Below are 20,663 nucleotides of genomic sequence, written 5' to 3'. Positions count from 1 at the left end.
TCAATCAGGCCTGCGTGATAGCAAGAGGCGTGAGGCACCACAAGACAGGCAGGACGCGAATGCAGGGCACAGCCCGAGAGTTTATGACCCAATGGCACCTGACCGAGATGTGCCACATCGCCGATACCGGGCACGCGCAGGTCTGGAAGGTCAGAACGCAGAGCGGCCAAGAGGCCGCGCTCAAGGTCTATCGGCGCGCAGATATGGGCAATGAAGGCCCCGGTCTGCACCTGTTGGAGCGCTGGCAGGATCGTGGTGCGGTGGAGATTTTGGCGCGGGCAGAGAGCGCTGTTCTGATGGAGTGGCTTGAGGGCCCCTCACTGGGCGATATCGCCCGCGATGGTGCGCCTGACCGCGCCGCAGAGATGCTGGCCGAGACGGCCCGGCGCCTGCATCAGGGCCCGCCCCCGTCTCAAACCGGGCTGGAGCCGTTGGAGACAACCTTTGCCGCAATGTTTGACTGCCAGTTTGCCTCCGACTGCCCCGCCGGATTGAAACAGGACATGACGCGAGGGATGGCGCTTGCGCGCGCCTTGTTGAACGGAACCGAAATCAAACAGCCGCTGCATGGCGATCTGCATCATGACAACGTGATCGTCACGGATGCTGGACTGCGGGTCATTGACGCCAAGGGCTACGTCGGCGATCCGGCCTTTGAGCTGGCCAATGCGCTGCGCAATCCCAAAGGGTTGGAAGATCTGATGCGTCAGCCCGCTCATATCGAGTGCTGCCTGACGCTCTACGCCGATGCCATGAACGCCCACCGCGGCCGCGTCGCGAAATGGGCGGCGGCCAAATGCACCCTGTCGATCTTCTGGCGTTCGGGTGGCACTCTGTCAGGCGACCGCGAGGCTGATCTGCTGAACCTGCTTTTGGCAGTTGCCGATCAATAAAGACCGCCGGTACTCAGATCCCCTTGCGAGGCATTGGGGGCAACGATCACAGTTTCCCCGGTCGAGGTCTGAACCTGAACGCCTGCGCGCTGAACCTCTTCGAACAGCGGCAGATCCGAGCCGATGGCAAAACCGCCATCATAGATCCGGTCGATAAATCCATCCACGCCATCGCGGAAATACTCGGCCACGACATAGTCGCCGGTTGCGTCCGGTGGCAGACGCGCACCGCTGAACCGGTCGATCTTGATGAAGTGGCCACCGGGCGGCACTTCGAACGGGCCACCGCCATATTTCTCGACCGCTTTCTCCATAAAGCTCTGGAAGACGGGGCCACACAATGTGCCGCCATAGGCCCCCCGCCCCATCGGACGCGGACGGTCATATCCGATATAGCAGCCTGCGACGATGTTCGACGTAAAGCCAATGAACCAGGCGTCTTTGGATTCGTTGGTTGTGCCGGTCTTGCCTGCGGTTGGCACCGGCAGATCGATTTGCGACGAGGCCGTACCGCGGTCGACCACACCGGTCATCATCGATGTCAGCTGATAAGCGGTGATCGGGTCCATCACCTGCCAGCGATCCGTAACAATGCGTGGCGACTGATCAGGCGCGATCCAGCCCGAGTTACAATCCACGCATTCACGATCATCATGGCGGTAGATCGTCTTCCCGAACCGGTCCTGAATGCGGTCCACCAGCGTGGGTTCGACCCTCTGACCACCATTGGCAAACATCGCATACGCGGCCACCATTTTGTAGAGCGTTGTCTCTTCAGAGCCCAGCGAGTTGGCAAGAAACGCGCCCATCCGGTCGTAGACCCCGAACCGTTCCGCATAGCCCGCCACAACCGGCATCGTGACCTCTTGCGCCAGACGGATGGTCATAAGATTGCGCGATTGTTCGATCCCGGTGCGCAGCGGCGTTGGGCCGTAAAACTTGTTCGATGAGTTCTTGGGCCGCCAGAGGCCCTGCGGTGTGTTCACCTCAATCGGTGCGTCCACAACGATGGTGGCGGGGCTGTATCCGCTGTCAAGCGCGGCGGCATAGACAAAGGGCTTGAACGATGATCCGGGCTGACGCTGCGCCTGGGTGGCGCGGTTGAAAACGGTGTCCTGATAAGAGAACCCACCTTGCATCGCCAGAACACGGCCCGAATTCACATCCATCGCGACAAAGCCGCCCTGAACCTCGGGCACCTGGCGGGCGGACCACTGGCCCTCTTCCCCGGCCATGACAAGGATCACGTCGCCGCGTTTGAAATTGTCAAAGAAGTTGCCTTGCATCCACTGGATGTCCGAGCGCGGAATGACGCCATCGGCGGGGCCATCCTCGATCCCGACGGTCAGGCTTTGATCCGCCACCTTTAGCACCACCGCCGGATACCATTGCGTTGGCAGTTCAACATCGCGCGGAATCTTCACAAGCGACAGAGCTTCGCGCCACTGCGCCTCATCTGCCAGTTGCTCTTCGGCAATCACCTCGCCAGTGCCGCGCCAGCGGCCGCGTGACCGGTCGTATTTCTGCAATGCGGTGCGCAGCGCCTTGGCGGCTTCGACCTGCATTTCTTCATCGACCGAGGCGCGCACGGTGAAGCCTCCGGTAAAGAACTCGCCTTCACCAAAGTCTTCGCTCAGCTGACGGCGGATTTCGTCGGTGAAATAATCGCGTGGCGGCAGGGCCGTACGGAAGCTTTCGAAATCACCGTTCTGGACCGAGCGCAATGGCATCTCGACCTCGGTCTCATACGTAGCCTGGTCGATATAACCGTTCTGCTGCATCTCGCGCAGAACATAGTTGCGGCGATCCAACAGCCGCTCTTTCCGGCGCACCGGATGAAAATCCGACGGAGCTTTGGGCATCGCAGCAAGGGTCGCGGCCTCATGCGGTTCCAGCTCTTGCAGGGTCTTGTTGAAATAGGTCTGCGCCGCGGCGGTCACACCATAGGAGTTCTGCCCCAGAAAGATCTCGTTCATATAAAGTTCGAGGATCTGTTCCTTGTCCAACGTGTCTTCAAGCCGCGTAGCCAGAATGATCTCTTTGATCTTGCGCTCGGCCTGACGGTCACCGGACAAAAGGAAGTTTTTCATCACCTGCTGAGTGATGGTCGACGCACCGCGCACGGTACCGCCTTTGGTGCGCACAGCTTCGACACCGGCGGCCACGATACCGCGCGGGTCATAGCCGTGATGGGAATAGAAATTTTTGTCTTCGGCAGAAATAAAGGCCTGCTTCACCAGATCCGGGATTTCCTCGGCGGGTGTAAACAGGCGGCGTTCCTGAGCAAACTCGTCAATCAGCTTGCCTTCACCCGAATAGATCCGGCTGATCGTTGGCGGTTTATACTGCGCCAACGACTCGTGGCTGGGCAGATCGCGCCCATACATCCAGAACACACCGCCCACGGTCAGGGCGGTCATGAAGATACCCAGGGTGATGAAGCTGAACAGCCCACCGAAAATCGAAAGAATGAACCGGATCACGTTACTGCCTTTTCTTCGCGGTGCCGTCTATATAAGGGCGCCCCGTGTCAGGGTCAAAACACGAAACGCTGCAAGGCTGAATTACGCCGCCCCGTCATTGCACTGTCATTGCCCGATCAACGCCCGCCGGACCTGATCTTCGTGACGCCATTGGATAAGCCCCTGTGTCAACCCTGTGGCCATGCGCGCACGCCACTGGGCGTCGCGGATATTCGTCAGATCGCGTGGGCTGGACAGAAAGCCAAGCTCGACCAGTACCGACGGGATATCAGCCGCCTTGAGCACCGAAAAAGACGCGGCCCGGATCGGTCGGTTGTTCATTGGCCCGCCCTGTTGCGCCATACCATCGGCCAGCGCCTGTGCCAAAGCGTCGGTGCGCGGCTTGGTCTCGCGCCGGGCCATGTCCAGCAAAACATCGGTCACCTGGTCGTCCGTCCCGCTCAGGTCAATGCCCGAGATCAAATCACCGCGATCATGACGTTCGGCCAGTTTCACGCTGGCCACATCCGACGCCTCATCTGACAAGGTATAGACCGCAGCCCCATGCGCGCGCCCTTCGGACAGGATATCCGCGTGAAGCGAGATGAACACATCCGCACCCGCCCGATGCGCCAGCGCGATGCGGCGTTCAAGCGAGACAAAATGATCGTCGCCCCGAGTCAGCGACACCTCGAACCCACCCGCGCGCAACAGAGCCTCGCGCAGCTCGCGAGCGAAGGTCAACATCAGCGTCTTTTCATCCGACCCGTCGACCTCGGCCCCCGGATCAATGCCCCCATGCCCGGGGTCGAGCATCACATGCACCGGGCGTCCACCTTCCATCAAAGGCAACGCGGGGGCCACCGACGGCTCGGGCAGGTCCCAGCCCGGTTGACGCGGCGCACCTGCGCCCGCGACGAAACTGTCGAAGTCCGTGCCAGTCAGATGCAGGGCCAACACAGCTTGCCCGCTGGCCTCGTCGACCCGCATATCCGAAGACGAGACCATCAATGGGGCTCCAAGTTCCAGCACCATACGCGACCAACCCTGAACATAAGCGCCATATTGCACATCACTGATCCGGTCGGATTGCAGAAATCCATCGCGCTTCAGCCCTGTCCAGTCGACCTCTTGGAAGTCCAGTACCAAGCGATAGGGATCTTTGAGCGTGAATACACGATAGGGAACGCCTTGGCTAAGACCCAATTGCACCCTAACGCCGGATCGGCCTTCGTTGACGATACGGCTCTGTTCGGGCAAAACCCGCGCCAGCGCGTTGAAATCATGCGCGAACGCAGCAGAGGTCAACGCCCAGATCAGGGCGAATGCGTAGAAAATCCTGCTCATGGCCTCAAGTTTTCCCGAGATCGTTTGAACCCGAGCCTACCGCATTTCGCGCGCCTTGTGAACGCCCTAAGCTTGTTCGGCAATCGCGCCGCGTTCGGCCATGAAGTGCCGCAGCCGGGCCAAACCTTCTTCGATATCCGCCGTGGCGCGCGCGTAGGAAAAGCGCAAAGTGCCATGCCCGCGCACCGGGTCGAAATCCAGCCCCGGCGTCACCGCAACCCCGGCCTTGTCCAGAATCTCGGCCGCAAAGGCGCGGCTGTCCTCTGTCAGATCGGACACATCCGCATAGACATAAAACGCGCCATCCGGCGGGGCGATATTGGTGAACCCGGCCTTGGGCAAGCCCTCGAGCATCAGCGCGCGATTGCGGCGATAGACATCCAGATTGGCCTGCAACTCATCTTCGCAATCCATCGCCGCAAGTGCCGCCACCTGACTGGCATGGGGCGCGCAGATGAACATGTTCTGCGCGATCCGCTCGACGACGCGCACCTGATCTTCGGGCACCACCATCCAGCCGACGCGCCAGCCGGTCATCGAAAAATACTTCGAAAACGAGTTGATCACGTAACACTCATCGGTCAGTTCCAGCGCCGTGACCGCTTTGGCCTCATATTCCAGCCCATGATAGATCTCATCACTGATGAAAGACGCCCCCTGCCCCTGCGCAGCCTCGATCAGCGCTTTCATCGCCGCGTGATCCAGCATGGTGCCAGTGGGATTGGCCGGAGAGGCCACCATCAGCCCTTGCAGGTTCAACCCCGCGAAATCCCCTGGCACCGGTTGTAAGCGGTTTTCCGGCGCGGTCGGCAGATCGACCGGCACCAGCCCCAGGGCCGACAAGATTTGCCGGTAAGACGGATAGCCGGGCGCGCCGATGCCCACCCGGTCACCGCTGTCGAACAGAGCGGTAAAGGCCAGCAGAAATCCGCCGGACGATCCGGGCGTGATCACCACCCTGTTGGGATCAAGATCGACATTGTACCACTCACCATAAAGTCGTGCGATCCGCTGGCGCAGTGCGGGCAGCCCTAGCGCCACGGTATACCCCAGCATATCCTGCTGCATCGCCTTGGCCAAAGCCTCAACCGCCTTTTTGGGTGCGCCGGTCCCGGGCTGGCCGACCTCCATATGGATCACGCTGCGCCCGGCCTCTTCGGCGCGGCGTGCGGCTTCCATGACATCCATCACGATGAACGGATCGACCTTGGACCGGGTTGAGTTTCTCATGCCCATCTCTCATGTTGTTGCCATGGCTTTTGACCGCGTATCCCGGCCCGCGTCAATCCCGGCGCTGCTGCTGGCCATTCTTCTGTGGATGGCCTCGGTTGTGGGAAGCGTTGCGCAAAGCCTGATCCGCGATCCCGATATCGAACACGGGCTGCGCGAACTGGCCTTTCCCATCCTGCGCGCTGCCGGGCTGAACACAAACCGCGTGCAGGTCATCGTGGTCAATGATGACACGTTCAACGCCTTTGTCATCGACTACAACACCATCTATGTGCACTACGGGCTGATCCTGTCAGTCGAAACCCCAGAGATGCTGCAAGCGGTGATCGCCCATGAGGCCGCGCATATCGCCAACGGTCATCTGGCGCGCCGGGCCGAAAACCTGCGTGCTGCTCAGCGCAATGCATCACTTGGCCTTGCGGTGGCCATCGCAGCCGCTGCCGCAGGTGGAGGTGAGGCCGCTGCCGGCATCGCTGCTGGTACGCAATCCTCGGCCCTGCGCAGCTTTCTCAGCCATACACGGGCTGAAGAAGCCGCCGCCGACCGCAGTGCTGCCAGTTATTTGCGCTGGGCCGGGATATCCCCCATGGGCATGGTCGCCTTGCACCGCAAATTCGCAGGGCAGGAATTGCTGAGCGAGGCGCGGCGCGATCCTTACATGCGCTCGCACCCCACGGATCGCGACCGCCTGCGCGCGGCCGAAGCGTTTTTGGACGAGTTTGGAGATCGCGCAGAACCCAATGCCAATGCCGATTACTGGTTCGCGCGAGTGAAAGGGAAACTTTCAGCCTTCCTGCGGTCCCCCAGTTGGACCTTGCGCCGTGCTGCCGAAGAGAGCAACCGCGATATTCGACTGATGCGCGAAGCAGCGGCCCACCACCAGAACCGGGATCTGAGCCGTGCGCGAGCTGCCATCGACGCAGCATTGGAAATGCGCCCCGATGACCCATATTACTATGATCTGAAAGGGCAGATCCTGCTGGAGAACCGTCAAGTGAGCGAAGCCATTACAGCCTATGGCGATGCCGTAAAAATGGCACCGACCAACGCTTTGATCCTGGCGGGGTATGGCCGGGCTCTGCTGGCGGGTGGCGACACCAAAGCGGCCCTGCCCGTGTTGGAAAAGGCCCGCGCCCGAGATGATCGCAATCAGCGGTTGCTGCGCGATCTGGGAACGGCCTATTCGCAGCTGGGAAATAACGGCATGGCCTCTGCCGTGACCGCAGAACGATATGCGCTGCAGGGCCGGTTGGCCGATGCGGGCATCCATGCCAAACGCGCTGTCCGGCTGCTGCCCGAAGGATCTCCGGGTTGGCAACGGGCCCAGGATGTGTTGATTGCATCAGAGCGCGCCGAGAAACGGAAAAGGAAACGGAAATGATCCTCAAACACGCAGCCCCGGCCCTGGTGGGTCTTTCCTTGTTGTCAGCCCCTGCCCAGGCGCTGGACCTGAACGCCATGAGCGACGCCGAAAAAGCCGAGTTTGGCGCGCAGGTCCGCGAATACCTGCTGGAAAACCCGGAAGTGATCATCGAGGCGATCAATATTCTGGAACAGCGCAACGCTGCAGCCGAAGCGCAAGCCGACAAGCTGCTGGTGGCCGAAAACGCCGAGGCTTTGTTCAATGACGGCTATAGCTGGGTGGGTGGCAATCCCGATGGTGACATCACCCTGGTCGAGTTCATGGATTACCGCTGCGGTTTTTGTCGCAGGGCCGTGCCCGAAATCGCCACGCTCTTGGCCGAAGACGGCAATATCAGGCTGGTGATCAAAGAACTGCCCATTCTGGGCGAGGCTTCGGTGGCCTCTGCCCGCTTTGCCGTGGCCACCAAACAGGTTGCCGGTGACGACGCCTATAAACAGGTCCATGACGCTCTGTTGGAGTTCACCGGCGAGCCCAACGAAGTGTCCCTGCGCCGTATTTCAGAGGGTTTGGGCCTGGACAGCGACGCGATCATCGCCGCGATGAACAGCGACGAGGTCACCGCAGAAATCGCCGAAACCCGCGAGTTGGCACAACGGATGCAGATTTCGGGCACGCCGTCTTTTGTTCTGGGCACCGAGATGCTGCGCGGCTTCCTGCCCGCTGATCAAATGCTGGAGATCGCCAACGGCGTCCGCGCTGAACAGGGATAAGAGGATCAAGGCGGATATGCTTGCGCCGGGCGTGTCAATCGCATAAGCGCTGTCTGTCTGCACCTTAAGCTCAGGAAAAATTCGTTTTGACCACAAACGTCCTTATTGCAGGTATTCCGCGTTCCGGCAGCACCTGGCTCTATAACGCTGCGCGGCTGGCCATCCTTGAGGCGGGCAGGTCGGTAAACGCAGCGTGGTTCGAAGATTATCAAGCTGAGAAAGAGGCCGATTTTCAGCTGGTCAAAGTGCATGGCCCCGATACCGTACCGCTTGAACCCGATATCACCCTGACCAGTCAACGCGCAACGGAAGATTGTGTGTCCTCTCTCATTCGCATGGGATGGGTCTCGGAAGACCCGGATGCTATTCGCAAGGCATGGGCGGATCACCAGAAACTCAGGGACTTCTGGAAGCAGAAATCCGATCTGGAAGTCACCTTCGAAGACATCGTCAGCGCACCAGAAGAAGCAGTGACCGCCATCGCCGAAAAAATCGGCCTGTCGCTGTCAGAGGCACAATGCACCCGGGTCGTGGAACAATTATCGCAACTATCACCACCCGCAGAAGGCAGCACATTCGACCCCGTGACGCTGTTGCATCCAAAACACAAACGTTCAGCCTCGGAACATGTTCCGAGCGCAGAATATGTGCGCGAGATTTGCCAGTCTTAGTACGCTGACATAGGACTCATCCGAACACATATTCTGTGCAGTTTGCGTGAGCGCTCGTTTGAAGTTTTCTTGATATTTCAGACGCCCAACAATGACTCAAAATCTGGCGCGTTGCCGGTCAGCCGGTCAGCATCAGCGCTGCAAGAACGGTTATCTCACTCTGTGACAGCAGGTTGTGCTCTGGAAACGGCATCATAAGGCGGCCGATTGCGGCCCAGTACAACAAGCGCGCGCGCGGCGTGGCTTGGGCTTTGGCAATCCCGCTTTTGACAAGCAAGTTTTCGGCTACCTTAATTCGGGCGTTGTCGACCTTCTCAACCTCTTGTGCGACCAAGGGCTGAACGGTCGCCCAGGACCGGACAGCGCGTTCCAACTGCTCGCCGGAACGCAATGTCTTTTGCAGTAAATCATCCAGCGCGGCTTTCGGGTCATCTGCCTCTTGGGCCGCGCGGATTACGGCGTCACTTGTGTTTCTTGACCAATGGGCAATCAGCGCTTTGTGAAACTCATCCAGACTTGGAAAATGATGATAAAAGCTGCCGCGCGTCACGTTCAGCTTTCTTGACAGGGGTAACGCCTTCAAAGCGGTATACCCCTCTTGCCTCAGTTCGTTCAGGGCAAGATCCAGCCAATCTTCGGTTGTGAGTGCTTTGGGTTGCATTGGCCTAACATACAGTTATGTATGTAGGGTGCAACATACACATATGTATGCCGATTGTCCAAACCTCAGGAGACTCTGATGAACCGCGCTTTTACCAATATCCTAACCGGCAATGTCGAACAGACGGCAGAGTTCTACGAAGACCTTCTCGGGCTGAAAAGAACCGGTGATTTCGGTTGGTTTGTCCTTTTGTCGAACGAGGATAAGCCCGGTTTCGAACTGGGCATACTGAACAAGCATCATGACACCATACCGGAAGGCGTCGCCAAGACGCACGGAGGTTGCATCTTCACCTTTGTGGTCTCGGATCTGGAAGTCGTCGTTGCAAATGCGCAAGCAATGCAGGCTGAAATCATTCAAGAGCCGACGGACCTGCCCTATGGGCAAAGACGCCTGATGCTACGCGATCCAAACGGTGCAGCCGTCGATATCAGCGCGCCAATCCGATAGCCTTGAACGGCGGCTACTCTGCTGCCTCAGCCGCGGCATCCAACTCGGCCGCCTTCTGTTCGATTTGCTCGACAATGTGGTCGATCATCTGATCGTTCGACATTTTGTGGCTAGCCTTGCCCGCCAGATAGACCATCCCCGACCCTGCGCCGCCGCCGGTAAAGCCAACATCGGTCATCAGAGCCTCACCCGGTCCGTTTACGACGCAGCCGATGATCGACAGGCTCATGGGCGTCTTGATGTGCTCCAGCCGGTGCTCCAGCGCCTCGACCGTTTTGATCACGTCAAATCCCTGCCGTGCGCAGGACGGGCACGAGATGATATTGACGCCGCGATGGCGCAGGCCCAGAGATTTGAGGATTTCGAAGCCGACCTTGACCTCTTCCACCGGATCCGCCGACAGGCTGACGCGGATCGTATCGCCGATGCCCATCCACAGAAGGTTGCCCAGCCCGATGGCGGATTTGATTGTACCGCTGACCAGCCCGCCAGCCTCGGTGATGCCCAGATGGATCGGCGCGTCGGTGGCCTCGGCAATCCCCTGATAGGCCGCAGCCGACAGGAACACATCGCTGGCCTTCACACTGATTTTGAACTCGTGAAAGTCGTTGTCCTGCAGAATGCGGATATGTTCGAGCCCGCTTTCGACCATCGCCTCGGGGCATGGCTCGCCATATTTCTCAAGCAGATGCTTTTCCAAAGAGCCCGCGTTCACGCCGATGCGGATCGAGCAATTGTGGTCGCGCGCGGCCTGGATAACCTCTTTCACCCGCGATTCATCGCCGATATTGCCGGGGTTGATGCGCAGACAGGCGGCGCCGGCTTCGGCGGCCTCAATGCCGCGGCGATAGTGGAAATGGATATCCGCGACGATCGGAACCGGGCTTTCGCGCACGATCTCTTTCAGTGCTTTTGACGAGGCTTCATCCGGAACAGACACGCGCACGATATCCGCGCCCGCCTCGGCTGCGGCCTGAACCTGCGCCACCGTTGCCGCCACATCTGTGGTCAGCGTGTTGGTCATGGTCTGCACTGCAATCGGCGCATCACCCCCGACAGGGACATTGCCCACCATGATCTGGCGAGACTTGCGACGATAGATGTCACGCCACGGGCGCACATGATTGAGAGACATGGGGCTGATCCAACTCTGCCAAACTTGACTGTTAGATAGTCCGGCAACCGCTGCGCTGCAATGGTCAGATTACTCTGCCGGTGCCTCGGCTGCCTGTGTCTGTAACTCGGCCACCAGCTGCTTGAGCGCGCTGTTCTGGTCCGCCTCGAGATCCGCCACCTGATAACGTTCGCTGACCGCCTCTTTCGACAGCACGACGCCCTTGGTCACAGTGCCAGGTGCGCCAACTGGTCCGAAATGTTCGCCGTTCATCGAGAAATAGACCTGACCCGAGGCCCCTGCCCGCAATTGCGGCGGTTCTTCGGTCAGCGGCACTTCGAAGGTATTGCCCTGTTCGACCGTGCCAAGCGTGCCTTCGAACAGAATACTGCCATCCGCAGCACTGACCCGCATCCAGGCGGGGCCAACAGCCACGATCTTGAGCGTTGTGTCGATCTGTTCGACCACTTGTGGCAAAACGGTCGGACGTTCGACAGTGTGCACCTCGGCCACTTCGATCTTGGGCGGCTCTGGTGGGCGGAACGTGCCAACGGTGCGGGGATCCAGTGTCGAGATCGGCGCATCGCGGGCAACCAGAACCGGCACGTCCAGCGCTTGGGGGCGATAGAGGCGATCCAGAGCCTCGGCGCTTGGCGCTTCGACAGTTTCAACTTCGGTTTGGTTGGATGTGCTGCGAACCGCATCCAGCGGATCAAGATCGGTCAAGATCACGGGGGCCTGTTCCACGGGGCTGACCTGAACCTGTTGAATCCGGTTCAGCACCGACCAACCGCCATAGCCGATCCCGCCGATCACCGCCAACAATACCAGCGAAGACCCGATAGCCCGTGGCTCGATCTGGCTGACGAATGACTCCTTGCCCGGAACAAACGGCGTGTTCGGAGACATGAACGGGTCTTGCCCCATCGGGCCACGGTTCGGAAGGCCGCCCGAAGGCTTGCGCACGACGGAAGCCTCGGCAGACATGCCGTGTGCAACCTCAAACCCGCTTTCCTTGCAGAAATTGGCAAAGGTCTCATCCGGGTCCATGCCCAGATAACGCGCGTAAGACCGAACATAGCCCGCGATGAACCCTGGCGTGTCGAACGCGTCGGGGTCTGCATTCTCGATGGCTGCAATATAGTTGGCTTTGATCCGCAACTCGCGCTGAACATCCAGCAGCGATTTGCCCATGGTGGCACGTTCACCGCGCATCACGTCGCCCAGACTCACCTCATAATCGTCAAACCCTTTCAGCTTGACGTCTTCGGCGTCTTCTTCGGACTCGCGCTGCGACTTGCGCCCTATCATTCTTGCTGCCCCATTACTGCCTTGTGCGTGTTACACGCTCGGAGCGAATCATTCCCACATGATTCGTCCGCCAATCTTGTTAGCGTAAGCTTAACACGCGCAAAACGCGTTGCACACTTTGCTCTGAGGCTATCCAGCAAGTTCGGCGCGATTTAGCGCACAATGTGACCAAAGTTCGTCCATTGCCTGGACCAATTTGTTCATCTCATTCGGGCCATGCACAGGCGACGGGGTAAAGCGCAAACGCTCGGTCCCGCGCGGTACAGTCGGGAAGTTGATCGGCTGCACATAGATCCCGTGATCCTGAAGCAGGCGATCACTGAGGATTTTGGTGTGCACCGGGTCGCCCACGATCACCGGCACGATATGACTTCCATGGTCGATCAGCGGCAAGCCCAGTCCCTTCAAGCGAAGCTTGAGGATCTTGGCCTGGGTCTGATGGCGCTCCCGCAATTCAGGGGCATTCTTCAAATAGGCAACCGAGGCTGCCGCACCAGCCGCGACTGCGGGCGGCAGCGATGTGGTAAAGATGAAGCCCGGCGCGTAAGAGCGTACAGCGTCACACATTTTCGCGCTTGCCGCAATGTAGCCCCCCATCACGCCATAGGCCTTTGCCAGAGTGCCGTTGATGATATCGATCCGATGCGCAAGATTGTCACGTTCGGTCACGCCACCACCGCGCGGGCCATACATGCCTACTGCATGTACTTCGTCGATATAGGTCAAAGCGCCAAATTCATCGGCCAGGTCACAGATCTCCTCGATGGGACCAAAATCGCCATCCATCGAATAGACCGACTCAAATGCGATCAGCTTGGGCGCGGCTGGGTCGTCGGCTTCCAGCAATTCCCGCAGATGGGCCACATCATTATGGCGGAAGATGCGTTTCGCACCACCGTTGCGGCGCACACCTTCGATCATCGAGGCGTGATTCAACGCGTCGGAATAGATGATCAGGCCGGGGAACAGCTTAGGCAAAGTCGAGAGGGTTGCGTCATTGGCAATATAGGCGCTGGTGAACAGCAGAGCAGCCTCTTTGCCATGCAGATCGGCCAGTTCGGCCTCAAGCCGCTTGTGATAGACCGTTGTGCCCGAGATGTTACGCGTTCCGCCCGAGCCAGCGCCAGCGGCGTCCACGGCCTCGTGCATGGCCTCGAGAACAACCGGATGCTGGCCCATCCCCAGATAGTCATTGCCACACCACACGGTGATGTCGCGCTGTGACCCGTCGGGGCATGTCCAAACGGCATGAGGGAATTGTCCGTTCTTGCGTTCGATGTCGATGAAAGTGCGGTATCGACCTTCTTCGTGCAGCCTGGCAATCGCAGTATCGAGCTGGGCAGTATAGTCCAACGGACCCTCCTAACGTTCCCTGTCACTGCGAACAGCAACCGGGCCTTCCTATTCCGCCGCCAGCATTCAGATCACTCTGCCCTGGCGATTGTGGTTCTCTGGGTATCCGGTCTATGGGCCAGAGCAAAACCTATCATTGATCTGCATCAAATATCCCCTTGGAACCGATCCGGCAAGAGATCTTCCTGCGCCAAGACGCGAGGAAACGCCGCAGTCTTCGACACCGGTTCCCTCCGCAGTTCGGGCTGGACGGTGCGGCTGACGCTGCTAGGGTCGCGCCAGAATCCAGATACTCAGGAGTTTCCCATGTCGCTAGACGCCGTGCTCAGCCGCATCGATGACGATCTATCCACCTCGATCGATCGCCTGATGGACCTGTTGCGGATCCCATCAATCTCAACCGATCCAGCCTATAAGGACCAGGTCGACAAGGCAGCGGATTGGTTGGTTTCCGACCTGCAAAGCATTGGCGTTGCAGCAGAAAAACGGGAAACACCGGGCCATCCGATGGTTGTTGGGCATGTGGGCGAAGATGGTGACGCACCGCATCTTCTGTTCTACGGGCACTACGATGTCCAACCGGTTGACCCACTGGACCTGTGGCATCGCGACCCGTTCGACCCGGCGCTGGAAGACAGCGAGCACGGCCAGGTCATCCGCGGGCGCGGCGCCTCGGATGACAAGGGGCAACTGATGACCTTCATCGAAGCCTGCCGCGCCTGGAAAGCTGTTCACGGTAAATTGCCCTGCCGCATCACATTTTTCTTTGAAGGCGAAGAAGAATCGGGCTCGCCGTCGCTGGTCCCGTTCCTGCAAGAGAACGCAGCCGAACTGAAGGCGGATATCGCGCTGGTCTGCGACACATCCATGGTCTCACGCGGGGTGCCGTCGATTGCCGCGCAGCTGCGCGGAATGCTCAAGGATGAGTTCACCATTCAAGGCCCCCGGATCGATCTGCACTCGGGCCACTATGGCGGCCCTGGCCTGAACCCGCTGCGGGAATTGTCGCGCATCGTTGCATCTTTCTACGATGAGGAAACCGGTCGCGTGGCGGTCGACGGGTTTTACGAAGGCGTGCACGAGGTCCCCGCCGATCAGCTGCGGCAATGGGAGAATTGCGGGTTTGACGAAGCGGACTATTTGAATTCGGTCGGCTATACCCAGCCGCATGGCGAAAAGGCCTATTCCACGCTGGAACAGCAATGGGCCCGACCGACACTTGAAGTGAATGGGCTTTGGGGGGGCTATAACGGAGCCGGATCAAAAACGGTGATCCCATCCCTGGCCCATTGCAAAATCACATGCCGTCTGGTGGGCGATATGGACCCGGTCGCGCTGCGCGGGAAAATCCGCAAACATGTCGAGGATCGCCTGTCACCAGATGCAAGCGTCGAGTGGGACACCGACCTCGACGGCTCGCCCGCCTCGGTGATGAACCTGAACCGTCCCGAATTCGAAGCCGCGCGCGGCGCGCTGTCTGCCGAATGGGATCGCGAAGCCGTCTTTACCGGCATGGGCGGATCGATCCCGGTCGTCGGTTATTTCGACACGGTTTTAGGGCTGGACTCGATGCTGGTGGGTTATGCGAATGACGACGACGCCATCCATTCTCCAAACGAGAAATATGATGTGAAGAGCTTCCACAAGGGAATACGCTCCTGGGCTCGAATTCTGGACGCTTTGACAACGTAAAGAAATCTTAGCGAGGCTCTGCCTCGCGCTCCGAGGTATTTAAGAACAGAAGAAGTCAGGACGCTTCGCCAGCTTCTTCTGTTTGAAAAATACCTCGGGGGAGTCGCGGCTCGCCGCGGCGGGGGCAGAGCCCCCTTCTGCTACATATGGATCACGCGCCCATAGGCGTCCAACACGCTTTCATGCATCATCTCTGACAGCGTGGGGTGCGGGAAGACGGTGTTCATCAGGTCTTCTTCGGTGGTCTCCAACTGGCGGCCCACCACGTACCCCTGAATAAGCTCGGTCACTTCCGCGCCGATCATGTGTGCGCCCAGCAGTTCGCCCGTTTTGGCGTCGAAGATCGTCTTGATCAGACCTTCGGGTTCACCCAAGGCAATGGCCTTACCATTGCCGATGAAGGGGAAGCGGCCGACTTTGATGTCATATCCCAGCTCTTTGGCCTTCGCTTCGGAATACCCCACCGATGCAACCTGCGGCTGGCAGTATGTACAGCCCGCGATGCTTTCAGGTTTCACAGGGTGGGCATGTTTGCCTGCGATCAACTCGGCGACCATGACACCTTCGTGGCTGGCCTTGTGCGCAAGCCAGGGCGCGCCTGCGATGTCGCCGATTGCGTACAGTCCATCGACGCCGGTGCGACAGAACTCGTCTGTGACCACATGGGTGCGGTCGATCTTCACGCCCAGCGCCTCGAGTCCAAGGTTTTCGACATTGCCGACAATTCCAACGGCCGAGATAACGGTATCGAAATCGTGTTTCTCGACCTTGCCCTTCACCTCGATATGCGCGGTGACTTTGCCTTTGGCACGGTCCAGTTGCTTGACCATCGCCTTTTCCATGATGGTCATGCCCTGTTTGGTGAAGGCTTTCTTGGCGAATGCGCTGATCTCGGCATCTTCCACCGGCAGGACGCGATCCATCACCTCGACCACGGTCGTGTCTGCGCCCAGCGTGTTGTAGAAGCTGGCAAATTCGATCCCGATCGCGCCCGAGCCGATCACCAGCAGCTTCTTGGGCATCCGGGGCGGTTGCAGCGCGTGCTTATAGGTCCAGACCAGATCGCCATCAGCCTCAAGCCCCGGCAATTCCCGCGCGCGCGCGCCCGTGGCCAATACGATGTTCTTGGCGGTCAGTTCTTCGGTGCCCTTGTCGGTCTTGACGCTGACCTTGCCCTTGGCTGGCAGTGTTGCCTCGCCCATGAACACAGTGACTTTGTTTTTCTTCAGCAGGTGACCGATACCACCCGACAGTTGCGCCGCCACCCCGCGCGAGCGTTTGACCACCGCATCGAGATCATATCCGACCTTGTCTGCTTTCAGGCCAAAATCCTTGGCGCGCTCCATCAGGTGGAACACTTCGGACGAGCGCAGCAATGCCTTGGTGGGAATACAACCCCAGTTCAGGCAAATGCCACCAAGATGCTCGCGCTCTATCACGGCTGTTTTCAGGCCCAGCTGAGCCGCGCGGATCGCAGCAACATACCCGCCAGGACCGGCGCCGATTACGATCAGATCAAAGGATTGTGCAGCCATGTTAACCTCGCGGCGCAGATCAGTTTCAAAACTAGTTTACCATTAAACTATTTTTCTCCACGCATCAACATGACCGCCCGCGACATATGTGACGCAGGGGCAATCGACGACGTGGCACCAATTTTGAGCCTATACCCGCATGTCCTCAATGGCTAGAAGAGAGAACAAATCCAAAGGGTACTGATTTCTTAACTCATTGAAAAACAGGAGGCATAGATGGCCAAAACAATAAAGGATCTTCTTCTGGCTCTGCTGAACGCAACGTTGATCCTGGTGGCTTTGTGCTTGTTCCTTGGGTGGAAACTCGCCCAATCGGTGGAAAACATCCGAACCGGCTTCGCCGAAAACCTTCAACAAGTGGCTCCGCTTCGGGATCAGGCGCAAGCCATTCGCGGAGAGTTGGCAGGCCTTCGCAGCGATTTGGCTGATCTGCGCGTACAAGGCGGAAACCTGGATCAGACCACACGCACGAATTTAAACGATGCGCTAAAGCGTTTGAACGACGTCGAAGAAAAACTGTCAGCAACCCAAGCGCGCCTAAATGGCTTGGTGGACAATCCCGAAGACCTCATAAACCATGCGATAACCACCGCATCCGAGGCGGTTACCGATCAACTGCATGACCTGCGCGGCTGTACGCCTGCGAGTTAACCTGCCGTTTGCAAGGCGCGCACGGTAGACCCGTAGCCGCCATTGCTGACATAGGCCGCTTCGTGCTGCGTCGTTGACCGCTCGAGCGCTTCGTTGCGATAGGGGAACCGGCCAAACTGGCGGATCACCTCGCGATGCGCCCGGGCGTGCAGCAGGTTGCTGGCCCCGTCGTTGGGCATCCGTTCGTGCATCAGGCGCACGCAACGTTCCTGATCACAAAGGTTTTCTGAATGCATCATCGGCAAATAGAAAAACTGTCGAGCAGGTTCGTCGATCTTGAGGTCCCAGCCCCTGTCAACGGCCGCTTTGGCCGCTGCCAGCGCTGCCTTATCCGTAGAAAACGCCTTGGCGCTTCCCCGGAACATGTTGCGCGGGAACTGATCCATCAGGATGATGTAAGCCAGCGTACCGCTGGGATATGTCAGCCAAAGGGAAAAGCGACCTTCACACGCGGCCTGCCAAGTGGCCAAAAATCGTTCGCGGATCTGCGCGTCCAGCGCATCATCCTGAACGTACCAACCGTCGGGGCCAATTTCATCTAACCAAAAACTCAGTACATCTTCAGGACCAGTCATGTCCTAAACTCCACATCTATTCCCACCCCAGGGATATGGATCAAGTATGGCAGTTTTACAGATTTGTAACAGTAACATATTGCAACATTGACGACATATTTCCGGCGCTTAGCCCTGTTCTTGTGAGCTTGATTCGTCTTGCGCCGCCTCGATGGCAACTTCTTGCGCAACTTCCATGGCCACCGGAGAGGCGGTGGGATAGATCGGAGCGATAGCGCCGGTTTCGTCCACAGGGACATAAGCGCGCTGGGTCATGCGATAGGCGGCATAAAGCGCCATGGCAAACATCAAGGTCGCGATGAACAGGAAAAAGCCTGATGGCCCCAGCAACCCGAGCCCCATCAACCAACCCGTTATGACCGGTCCGGCGATGGCGCCAAGGCCGTTGATGAACACCAGCCCACCGGATGCGGCGGACATGTCGTCATATTCCAGATAGTCATTGGTATAGGCGATCAACAGTGAATAGAGGGGGCTGGTCATGCCCCCAATAATGAATGCGGCCAGCAAAAGGATCGGAAAGGCCCCCGCGCCAAAGAACATCCCAAAGACCGCTCCGGCACCGCCCACCGCAGACACCAGAAGGATCAAAATCCGCCGGTCCATCCGGTCCGATACCCAACCCAGCGGATATTGCAGCAGCACCGCCCCGATATAGAAGGCAGCCACGAAGGTGGAAATCTCAACCAGGGTCAGCCCGGCCTGCGCGCCATAGACAGCGCTCATCCCGAACTGGGCCGAAAAGACACCGCCCAAAAGGAACATGCCGACACAGCCCAGCGGTGACGTGTCCATCAACTTGCGCAGCGTCATCGGTTTGGTGGTGTCAAAGGCCGGTGTTGGCGAGATCGACAGCAGGATAGGCGCAAAAGAGATCGAAACCAAAATCGACGCGATCACAAAGGTCTCGTACCCTGCGGGATCACCTACCAGCAGCAAGGCCTGCGCGCTGACCACCCCGATCATCTGAACGATCATATAGAGTGACAGCGCCTGCCCCCTGTTTTCGTTGCTGGCCGCGTTGTTGAGCCAGCTTTCCGCGGTCACGTAAACGCCCGAGAAACAGAACCCGATCACCACCCGGCCCAGCGACCACGCAATCGGGTCTGCAAGCATCGGATACATGATCATCACAGCCGAGATAAACGAGGCCAGCGCCGCAAAGACGCGCACATGTCCAACACGGCGGATCATCTCGGGTGCAAGGCGCGATCCGCCCAGAAAGCCAACGAAATAGGCCGACATGACAAAGGACATCTCGAAGGTTGAAAACCCTTCGATATCGCCCCGCACGCCCAGCAGGGTGCCCTGCAGGCCATTGCCGACCATCAGCAAACCCATGCCGAGGAGAAGCGCCCAAGCGCTGGAAAGGACTTGTAACATGGCTGCTCCCTCGTCGTGGCTGCGGGTATCACCCGTGGTGAAAGATAGAATCGTCAGTGTCGCGCTTGTCTACGACATCTTGAGGCAATCCGCGCCCCGGCGACGGTTACGGGATCAGCAATGATGCGTCCCCATAGGAAAAGAAACGGTATTTCTGATCAACGGCATGGCGATAGACTGCCTTGACCCGGTCCTGACCGATCAGGGCCGAGACCAGCATCAGCAATGTGGATTTGGGCAGATGGAAATTGGTCATCAGCGCATCGGTGACGTGAAAGTCGAAGCCGGGATAGATGAAAATATCCGTCTCGCCCTCCCAGGGTGCAATCCGACCGCCGCGCGCCGCGCTTTCGATCAGCCGCAGGGCGGTGGTGCCTACGGGGATCACCCGCCCACCCGTGTCCTTGGTGGCTTGGATCTCGGCAGCAGCATCCGCACTAACGCGACCCCATTCGGCATGCATCTTGTGCGTGGTCACATCCTCGACTTTGACCGGTAGAAAGGTGCCCGCGCCCACATGCAATGTGACATGGGTAAAGGCCACGCCGCGATCAGATAAAGCCCGCAATAATGCATCGTCGAAATGCAATGAGGCGGTTGGCGCCGCAACCGCACCTGAATGGCGCGCCCAAACGGTCTGATAATCGCTTTTGTCGCGCTCATCGGCAGGGCGTTTGGCGGCGATGTAGGGAGGCAGCGGCATCGCACCTGCCTGTTCGAGCGCGGCGTCAAAATCGTCGCCTGAAAGATTGAACCGCAGAAACGCCTGACCGTCGGCAACTCGATCCAGTTGCGCGCTGAGGTCATCGGAAAAGACGATCTCTTCACCCGGCTTGACCTTTTTCAGAGGTTTGATCAGCGCCGACCATGTGCCGTCGGCTTGCGGGTCCAGCAAAGTCGCTTCGATCGCAGCCGAGACCGGACCCTGCGCGCTGTTGCGGTGGCGGCGTCCATTCAGGCGCGCCGGGATAACACGGGTGTCGTTCAGAACCAGCCGATCCCCGGGGCGGAGCCATTTGGGCAGGTCCAACACCCTCTGGTCGTGGATTGCAGTGCCCTCCGAGACCAGCAGGCGCGCAGAGGATCTCGGGCTAGCGGGCCGCGTGGCAATCAGGTCTTCAGGCAGGTCAAAATCAAAATCGGTAAGTTTCATGCAGGCGCACTACATTGCGCGGATAGATTCGGCCACTCTGATTGGG

18 protein-coding genes are annotated in these 20,663 nt (G+C 58.9%); 7 read left to right on the top strand and 11 right to left on the bottom strand.

Annotation, left to right across the window (positions count from 1 at the left end):
* Positions 1–59: 59 nt before the first annotated feature.
* On the top strand, positions 60–893 hold the full coding sequence (locus GOV38_RS00605; protein ID WP_171207252.1) for an aminoglycoside phosphotransferase family protein: 834 nt from the start codon (positions 60–62) through the stop codon (positions 891–893).
* Here the strand turns inward: GOV38_RS00605 and GOV38_RS00600 are convergent.
* From GOV38_RS00600 to GOV38_RS00590, 3 genes are all read right to left on the bottom strand, one after another.
* On the bottom strand, positions 887–3,376 hold the full coding sequence (locus GOV38_RS00600; protein ID WP_171207251.1) for a PBP1A family penicillin-binding protein: 2,490 nt from the start codon (positions 3,374–3,376) through the stop codon (positions 887–889). The two genes, GOV38_RS00605 and GOV38_RS00600, sit on opposite strands and share 7 nt — an antisense overlap.
* A gap of 105 nt (positions 3,377–3,481) precedes the next feature.
* Positions 3,482–4,702: an N-acetylmuramoyl-L-alanine amidase gene (locus GOV38_RS00595; RefSeq protein ID WP_171207250.1), complete on the bottom strand. Its 1,221-nt coding sequence runs from the start codon at positions 4,700–4,702 to the stop codon at positions 3,482–3,484.
* Between the two features lie 66 nt (positions 4,703–4,768).
* The gene (locus GOV38_RS00590) at positions 4,769–5,932 is read right to left on the bottom strand and encodes a pyridoxal phosphate-dependent aminotransferase (RefSeq protein ID WP_171207249.1); all 1,164 of its coding nucleotides are present in this window, start codon (positions 5,930–5,932) and stop codon (positions 4,769–4,771) included.
* Between GOV38_RS00590 and GOV38_RS00585 the strand changes: the two genes are divergently transcribed.
* The 3 genes from GOV38_RS00585 (at position 5,931) to GOV38_RS00575 (ending at position 8,739) form a co-directional block, all read left to right on the top strand.
* Positions 5,931–7,313, top strand: a complete 1,383-nt coding sequence (locus tag GOV38_RS00585) for a M48 family metalloprotease (RefSeq protein ID WP_171207248.1) — start codon at positions 5,931–5,933, stop codon at positions 7,311–7,313. The two genes, GOV38_RS00590 and GOV38_RS00585, sit on opposite strands and share 2 nt — an antisense overlap.
* On the top strand, positions 7,310–8,068 hold the full coding sequence (locus GOV38_RS00580) for a DsbA family protein (RefSeq protein WP_171099690.1): 759 nt from the start codon (positions 7,310–7,312) through the stop codon (positions 8,066–8,068). Before GOV38_RS00585 ends, GOV38_RS00580 begins: the two co-directional genes overlap by 4 nt.
* 86 nt (positions 8,069–8,154) lie before the next feature.
* The gene (locus GOV38_RS00575; RefSeq protein ID WP_171207247.1) at positions 8,155–8,739 is read left to right on the top strand and encodes a hypothetical protein; all 585 of its coding nucleotides are present in this window, start codon (positions 8,155–8,157) and stop codon (positions 8,737–8,739) included.
* A 118-nt stretch (positions 8,740–8,857) separates the two neighbouring features.
* Here GOV38_RS00575 and GOV38_RS00570 read toward each other — a convergent pair whose 3' ends face one another.
* Positions 8,858–9,400, bottom strand: coding sequence for a TetR/AcrR family transcriptional regulator (locus GOV38_RS00570; RefSeq protein ID WP_171207246.1), 543 nt, complete (start codon positions 9,398–9,400; stop codon positions 8,858–8,860).
* Positions 9,401–9,478: 78 nt separating this feature from the next.
* Between GOV38_RS00570 and GOV38_RS00565 the strand changes: the two genes are divergently transcribed.
* The gene (locus GOV38_RS00565) at positions 9,479–9,850 is read left to right on the top strand and encodes a VOC family protein (RefSeq protein WP_171207245.1); all 372 of its coding nucleotides are present in this window, start codon (positions 9,479–9,481) and stop codon (positions 9,848–9,850) included.
* A 13-nt stretch (positions 9,851–9,863) separates the two neighbouring features.
* Here GOV38_RS00565 and ispG read toward each other — a convergent pair whose 3' ends face one another.
* The 3 genes from ispG to hemA form a co-directional block, all read right to left on the bottom strand.
* Complete coding sequence (ispG, locus tag GOV38_RS00560) at positions 9,864–10,985, bottom strand: flavodoxin-dependent (E)-4-hydroxy-3-methylbut-2-enyl-diphosphate synthase (RefSeq protein ID WP_171207244.1); 1,122 nt, start codon at positions 10,983–10,985, stop codon at positions 9,864–9,866.
* Between the two features lie 69 nt (positions 10,986–11,054).
* Positions 11,055–12,275: a helix-turn-helix domain-containing protein gene (locus GOV38_RS00555; protein ID WP_171207243.1), complete on the bottom strand. Its 1,221-nt coding sequence runs from the start codon at positions 12,273–12,275 to the stop codon at positions 11,055–11,057.
* A 129-nt stretch (positions 12,276–12,404) separates the two neighbouring features.
* A complete protein-coding gene (gene hemA, locus GOV38_RS00550) occupies positions 12,405–13,628 on the bottom strand; it encodes a 5-aminolevulinate synthase (protein ID WP_171207242.1) in 1,224 nt (407 codons plus the stop codon).
* A gap of 306 nt (positions 13,629–13,934) precedes the next feature.
* On the opposite strand from hemA, the gene GOV38_RS00545 reads away from it, so the two are divergent.
* Positions 13,935–15,320 (top strand): M20/M25/M40 family metallo-hydrolase, encoded by a 1,386-nt coding sequence (locus GOV38_RS00545; protein ID WP_171207241.1) that lies wholly within the window; start codon positions 13,935–13,937, stop codon positions 15,318–15,320.
* A gap of 140 nt (positions 15,321–15,460) precedes the next feature.
* Here the strand turns inward: GOV38_RS00545 and lpdA are convergent, their stop codons facing one another.
* The gene (gene lpdA, locus GOV38_RS00540; protein WP_171207240.1) at positions 15,461–16,855 is read right to left on the bottom strand and encodes a dihydrolipoyl dehydrogenase; all 1,395 of its coding nucleotides are present in this window, start codon (positions 16,853–16,855) and stop codon (positions 15,461–15,463) included.
* Between the two features lie 216 nt (positions 16,856–17,071).
* On the opposite strand from lpdA, the gene GOV38_RS00535 reads away from it, so the two are divergent.
* A complete protein-coding gene (locus tag GOV38_RS00535; protein WP_171207239.1) occupies positions 17,072–17,506 on the top strand; it encodes a hypothetical protein in 435 nt (144 codons plus the stop codon).
* On the opposite strand, the gene GOV38_RS00530 is transcribed toward GOV38_RS00535, so the two are convergent.
* From GOV38_RS00530 to queA, 3 genes are all read right to left on the bottom strand, one after another.
* On the bottom strand, positions 17,503–18,081 hold the full coding sequence (locus GOV38_RS00530) for a DUF924 family protein (RefSeq protein WP_171207238.1): 579 nt from the start codon (positions 18,079–18,081) through the stop codon (positions 17,503–17,505). The genes GOV38_RS00535 and GOV38_RS00530 overlap by 4 nt on opposite strands.
* Before the next feature lie 108 nt (positions 18,082–18,189).
* The gene (locus GOV38_RS00525; protein WP_171099711.1) at positions 18,190–19,464 is read right to left on the bottom strand and encodes an MFS transporter; all 1,275 of its coding nucleotides are present in this window, start codon (positions 19,462–19,464) and stop codon (positions 18,190–18,192) included.
* Between the two features lie 106 nt (positions 19,465–19,570).
* Entirely contained in the window at positions 19,571–20,617 is a 1,047-nt protein-coding gene (queA, locus tag GOV38_RS00520) for a tRNA preQ1(34) S-adenosylmethionine ribosyltransferase-isomerase QueA (RefSeq protein ID WP_171207237.1), read from the bottom strand.
* Positions 20,618–20,663 lie beyond the last annotated feature (46 nt).

Origin of the sequence: Ruegeria sp. HKCCA5839 (assembly GCF_013035585.1) — a bacterium.
Classification (GTDB): Bacteria; Pseudomonadota; Alphaproteobacteria; order Rhodobacterales; family Rhodobacteraceae; genus Ruegeria.
This window is presented reverse-complemented; position numbering and strand designations above follow the sequence as displayed.

What these genes read in the sequence shown, in the direction of transcription:
- GOV38_RS00565 (WP_171207245.1), top strand. Translation starts at nt 9,479, where the DNA reads ATGAACCGCGCTTTTACCAATATCCTAACCGGCAATGTCGAACAGACG.
- GOV38_RS00535 (WP_171207239.1), top strand. Translation starts at nt 17,072, where the DNA reads ATGGCCAAAACAATAAAGGATCTTCTTCTGGCTCTGCTGAACGCAACG.
- lpdA (WP_171207240.1), bottom strand. Translation starts at nt 16,855, where the DNA reads ATGGCTGCACAATCCTTTGATCTGATCGTAATCGGCGCCGGTCCTGGC.
- GOV38_RS00545 (WP_171207241.1), top strand. Translation starts at nt 13,935, where the DNA reads ATGTCGCTAGACGCCGTGCTCAGCCGCATCGATGACGATCTATCCACC.
- GOV38_RS00595 (WP_171207250.1), bottom strand. Translation starts at nt 4,702, where the DNA reads ATGAGCAGGATTTTCTACGCATTCGCCCTGATCTGGGCGTTGACCTCT.
- GOV38_RS00525 (WP_171099711.1), bottom strand. Translation starts at nt 19,464, where the DNA reads ATGTTACAAGTCCTTTCCAGCGCTTGGGCGCTTCTCCTCGGCATGGGT.
- GOV38_RS00530 (WP_171207238.1), bottom strand. Translation starts at nt 18,081, where the DNA reads ATGACTGGTCCTGAAGATGTACTGAGTTTTTGGTTAGATGAAATTGGC.
- ispG (WP_171207244.1), bottom strand. Translation starts at nt 10,985, where the DNA reads ATGTCTCTCAATCATGTGCGCCCGTGGCGTGACATCTATCGTCGCAAG.
- GOV38_RS00570 (WP_171207246.1), bottom strand. Translation starts at nt 9,400, where the DNA reads ATGCAACCCAAAGCACTCACAACCGAAGATTGGCTGGATCTTGCCCTG.
- queA (WP_171207237.1), bottom strand. Translation starts at nt 20,617, where the DNA reads ATGAAACTTACCGATTTTGATTTTGACCTGCCTGAAGACCTGATTGCC.
- GOV38_RS00555 (WP_171207243.1), bottom strand. Translation starts at nt 12,275, where the DNA reads ATGATAGGGCGCAAGTCGCAGCGCGAGTCCGAAGAAGACGCCGAAGAC.
- GOV38_RS00590 (WP_171207249.1), bottom strand. Translation starts at nt 5,932, where the DNA reads ATGAGAAACTCAACCCGGTCCAAGGTCGATCCGTTCATCGTGATGGAT.
- GOV38_RS00585 (WP_171207248.1), top strand. Translation starts at nt 5,931, where the DNA reads ATGCCCATCTCTCATGTTGTTGCCATGGCTTTTGACCGCGTATCCCGG.
- GOV38_RS00605 (WP_171207252.1), top strand. Translation starts at nt 60, where the DNA reads ATGCAGGGCACAGCCCGAGAGTTTATGACCCAATGGCACCTGACCGAG.
- GOV38_RS00580 (WP_171099690.1), top strand. Translation starts at nt 7,310, where the DNA reads ATGATCCTCAAACACGCAGCCCCGGCCCTGGTGGGTCTTTCCTTGTTG.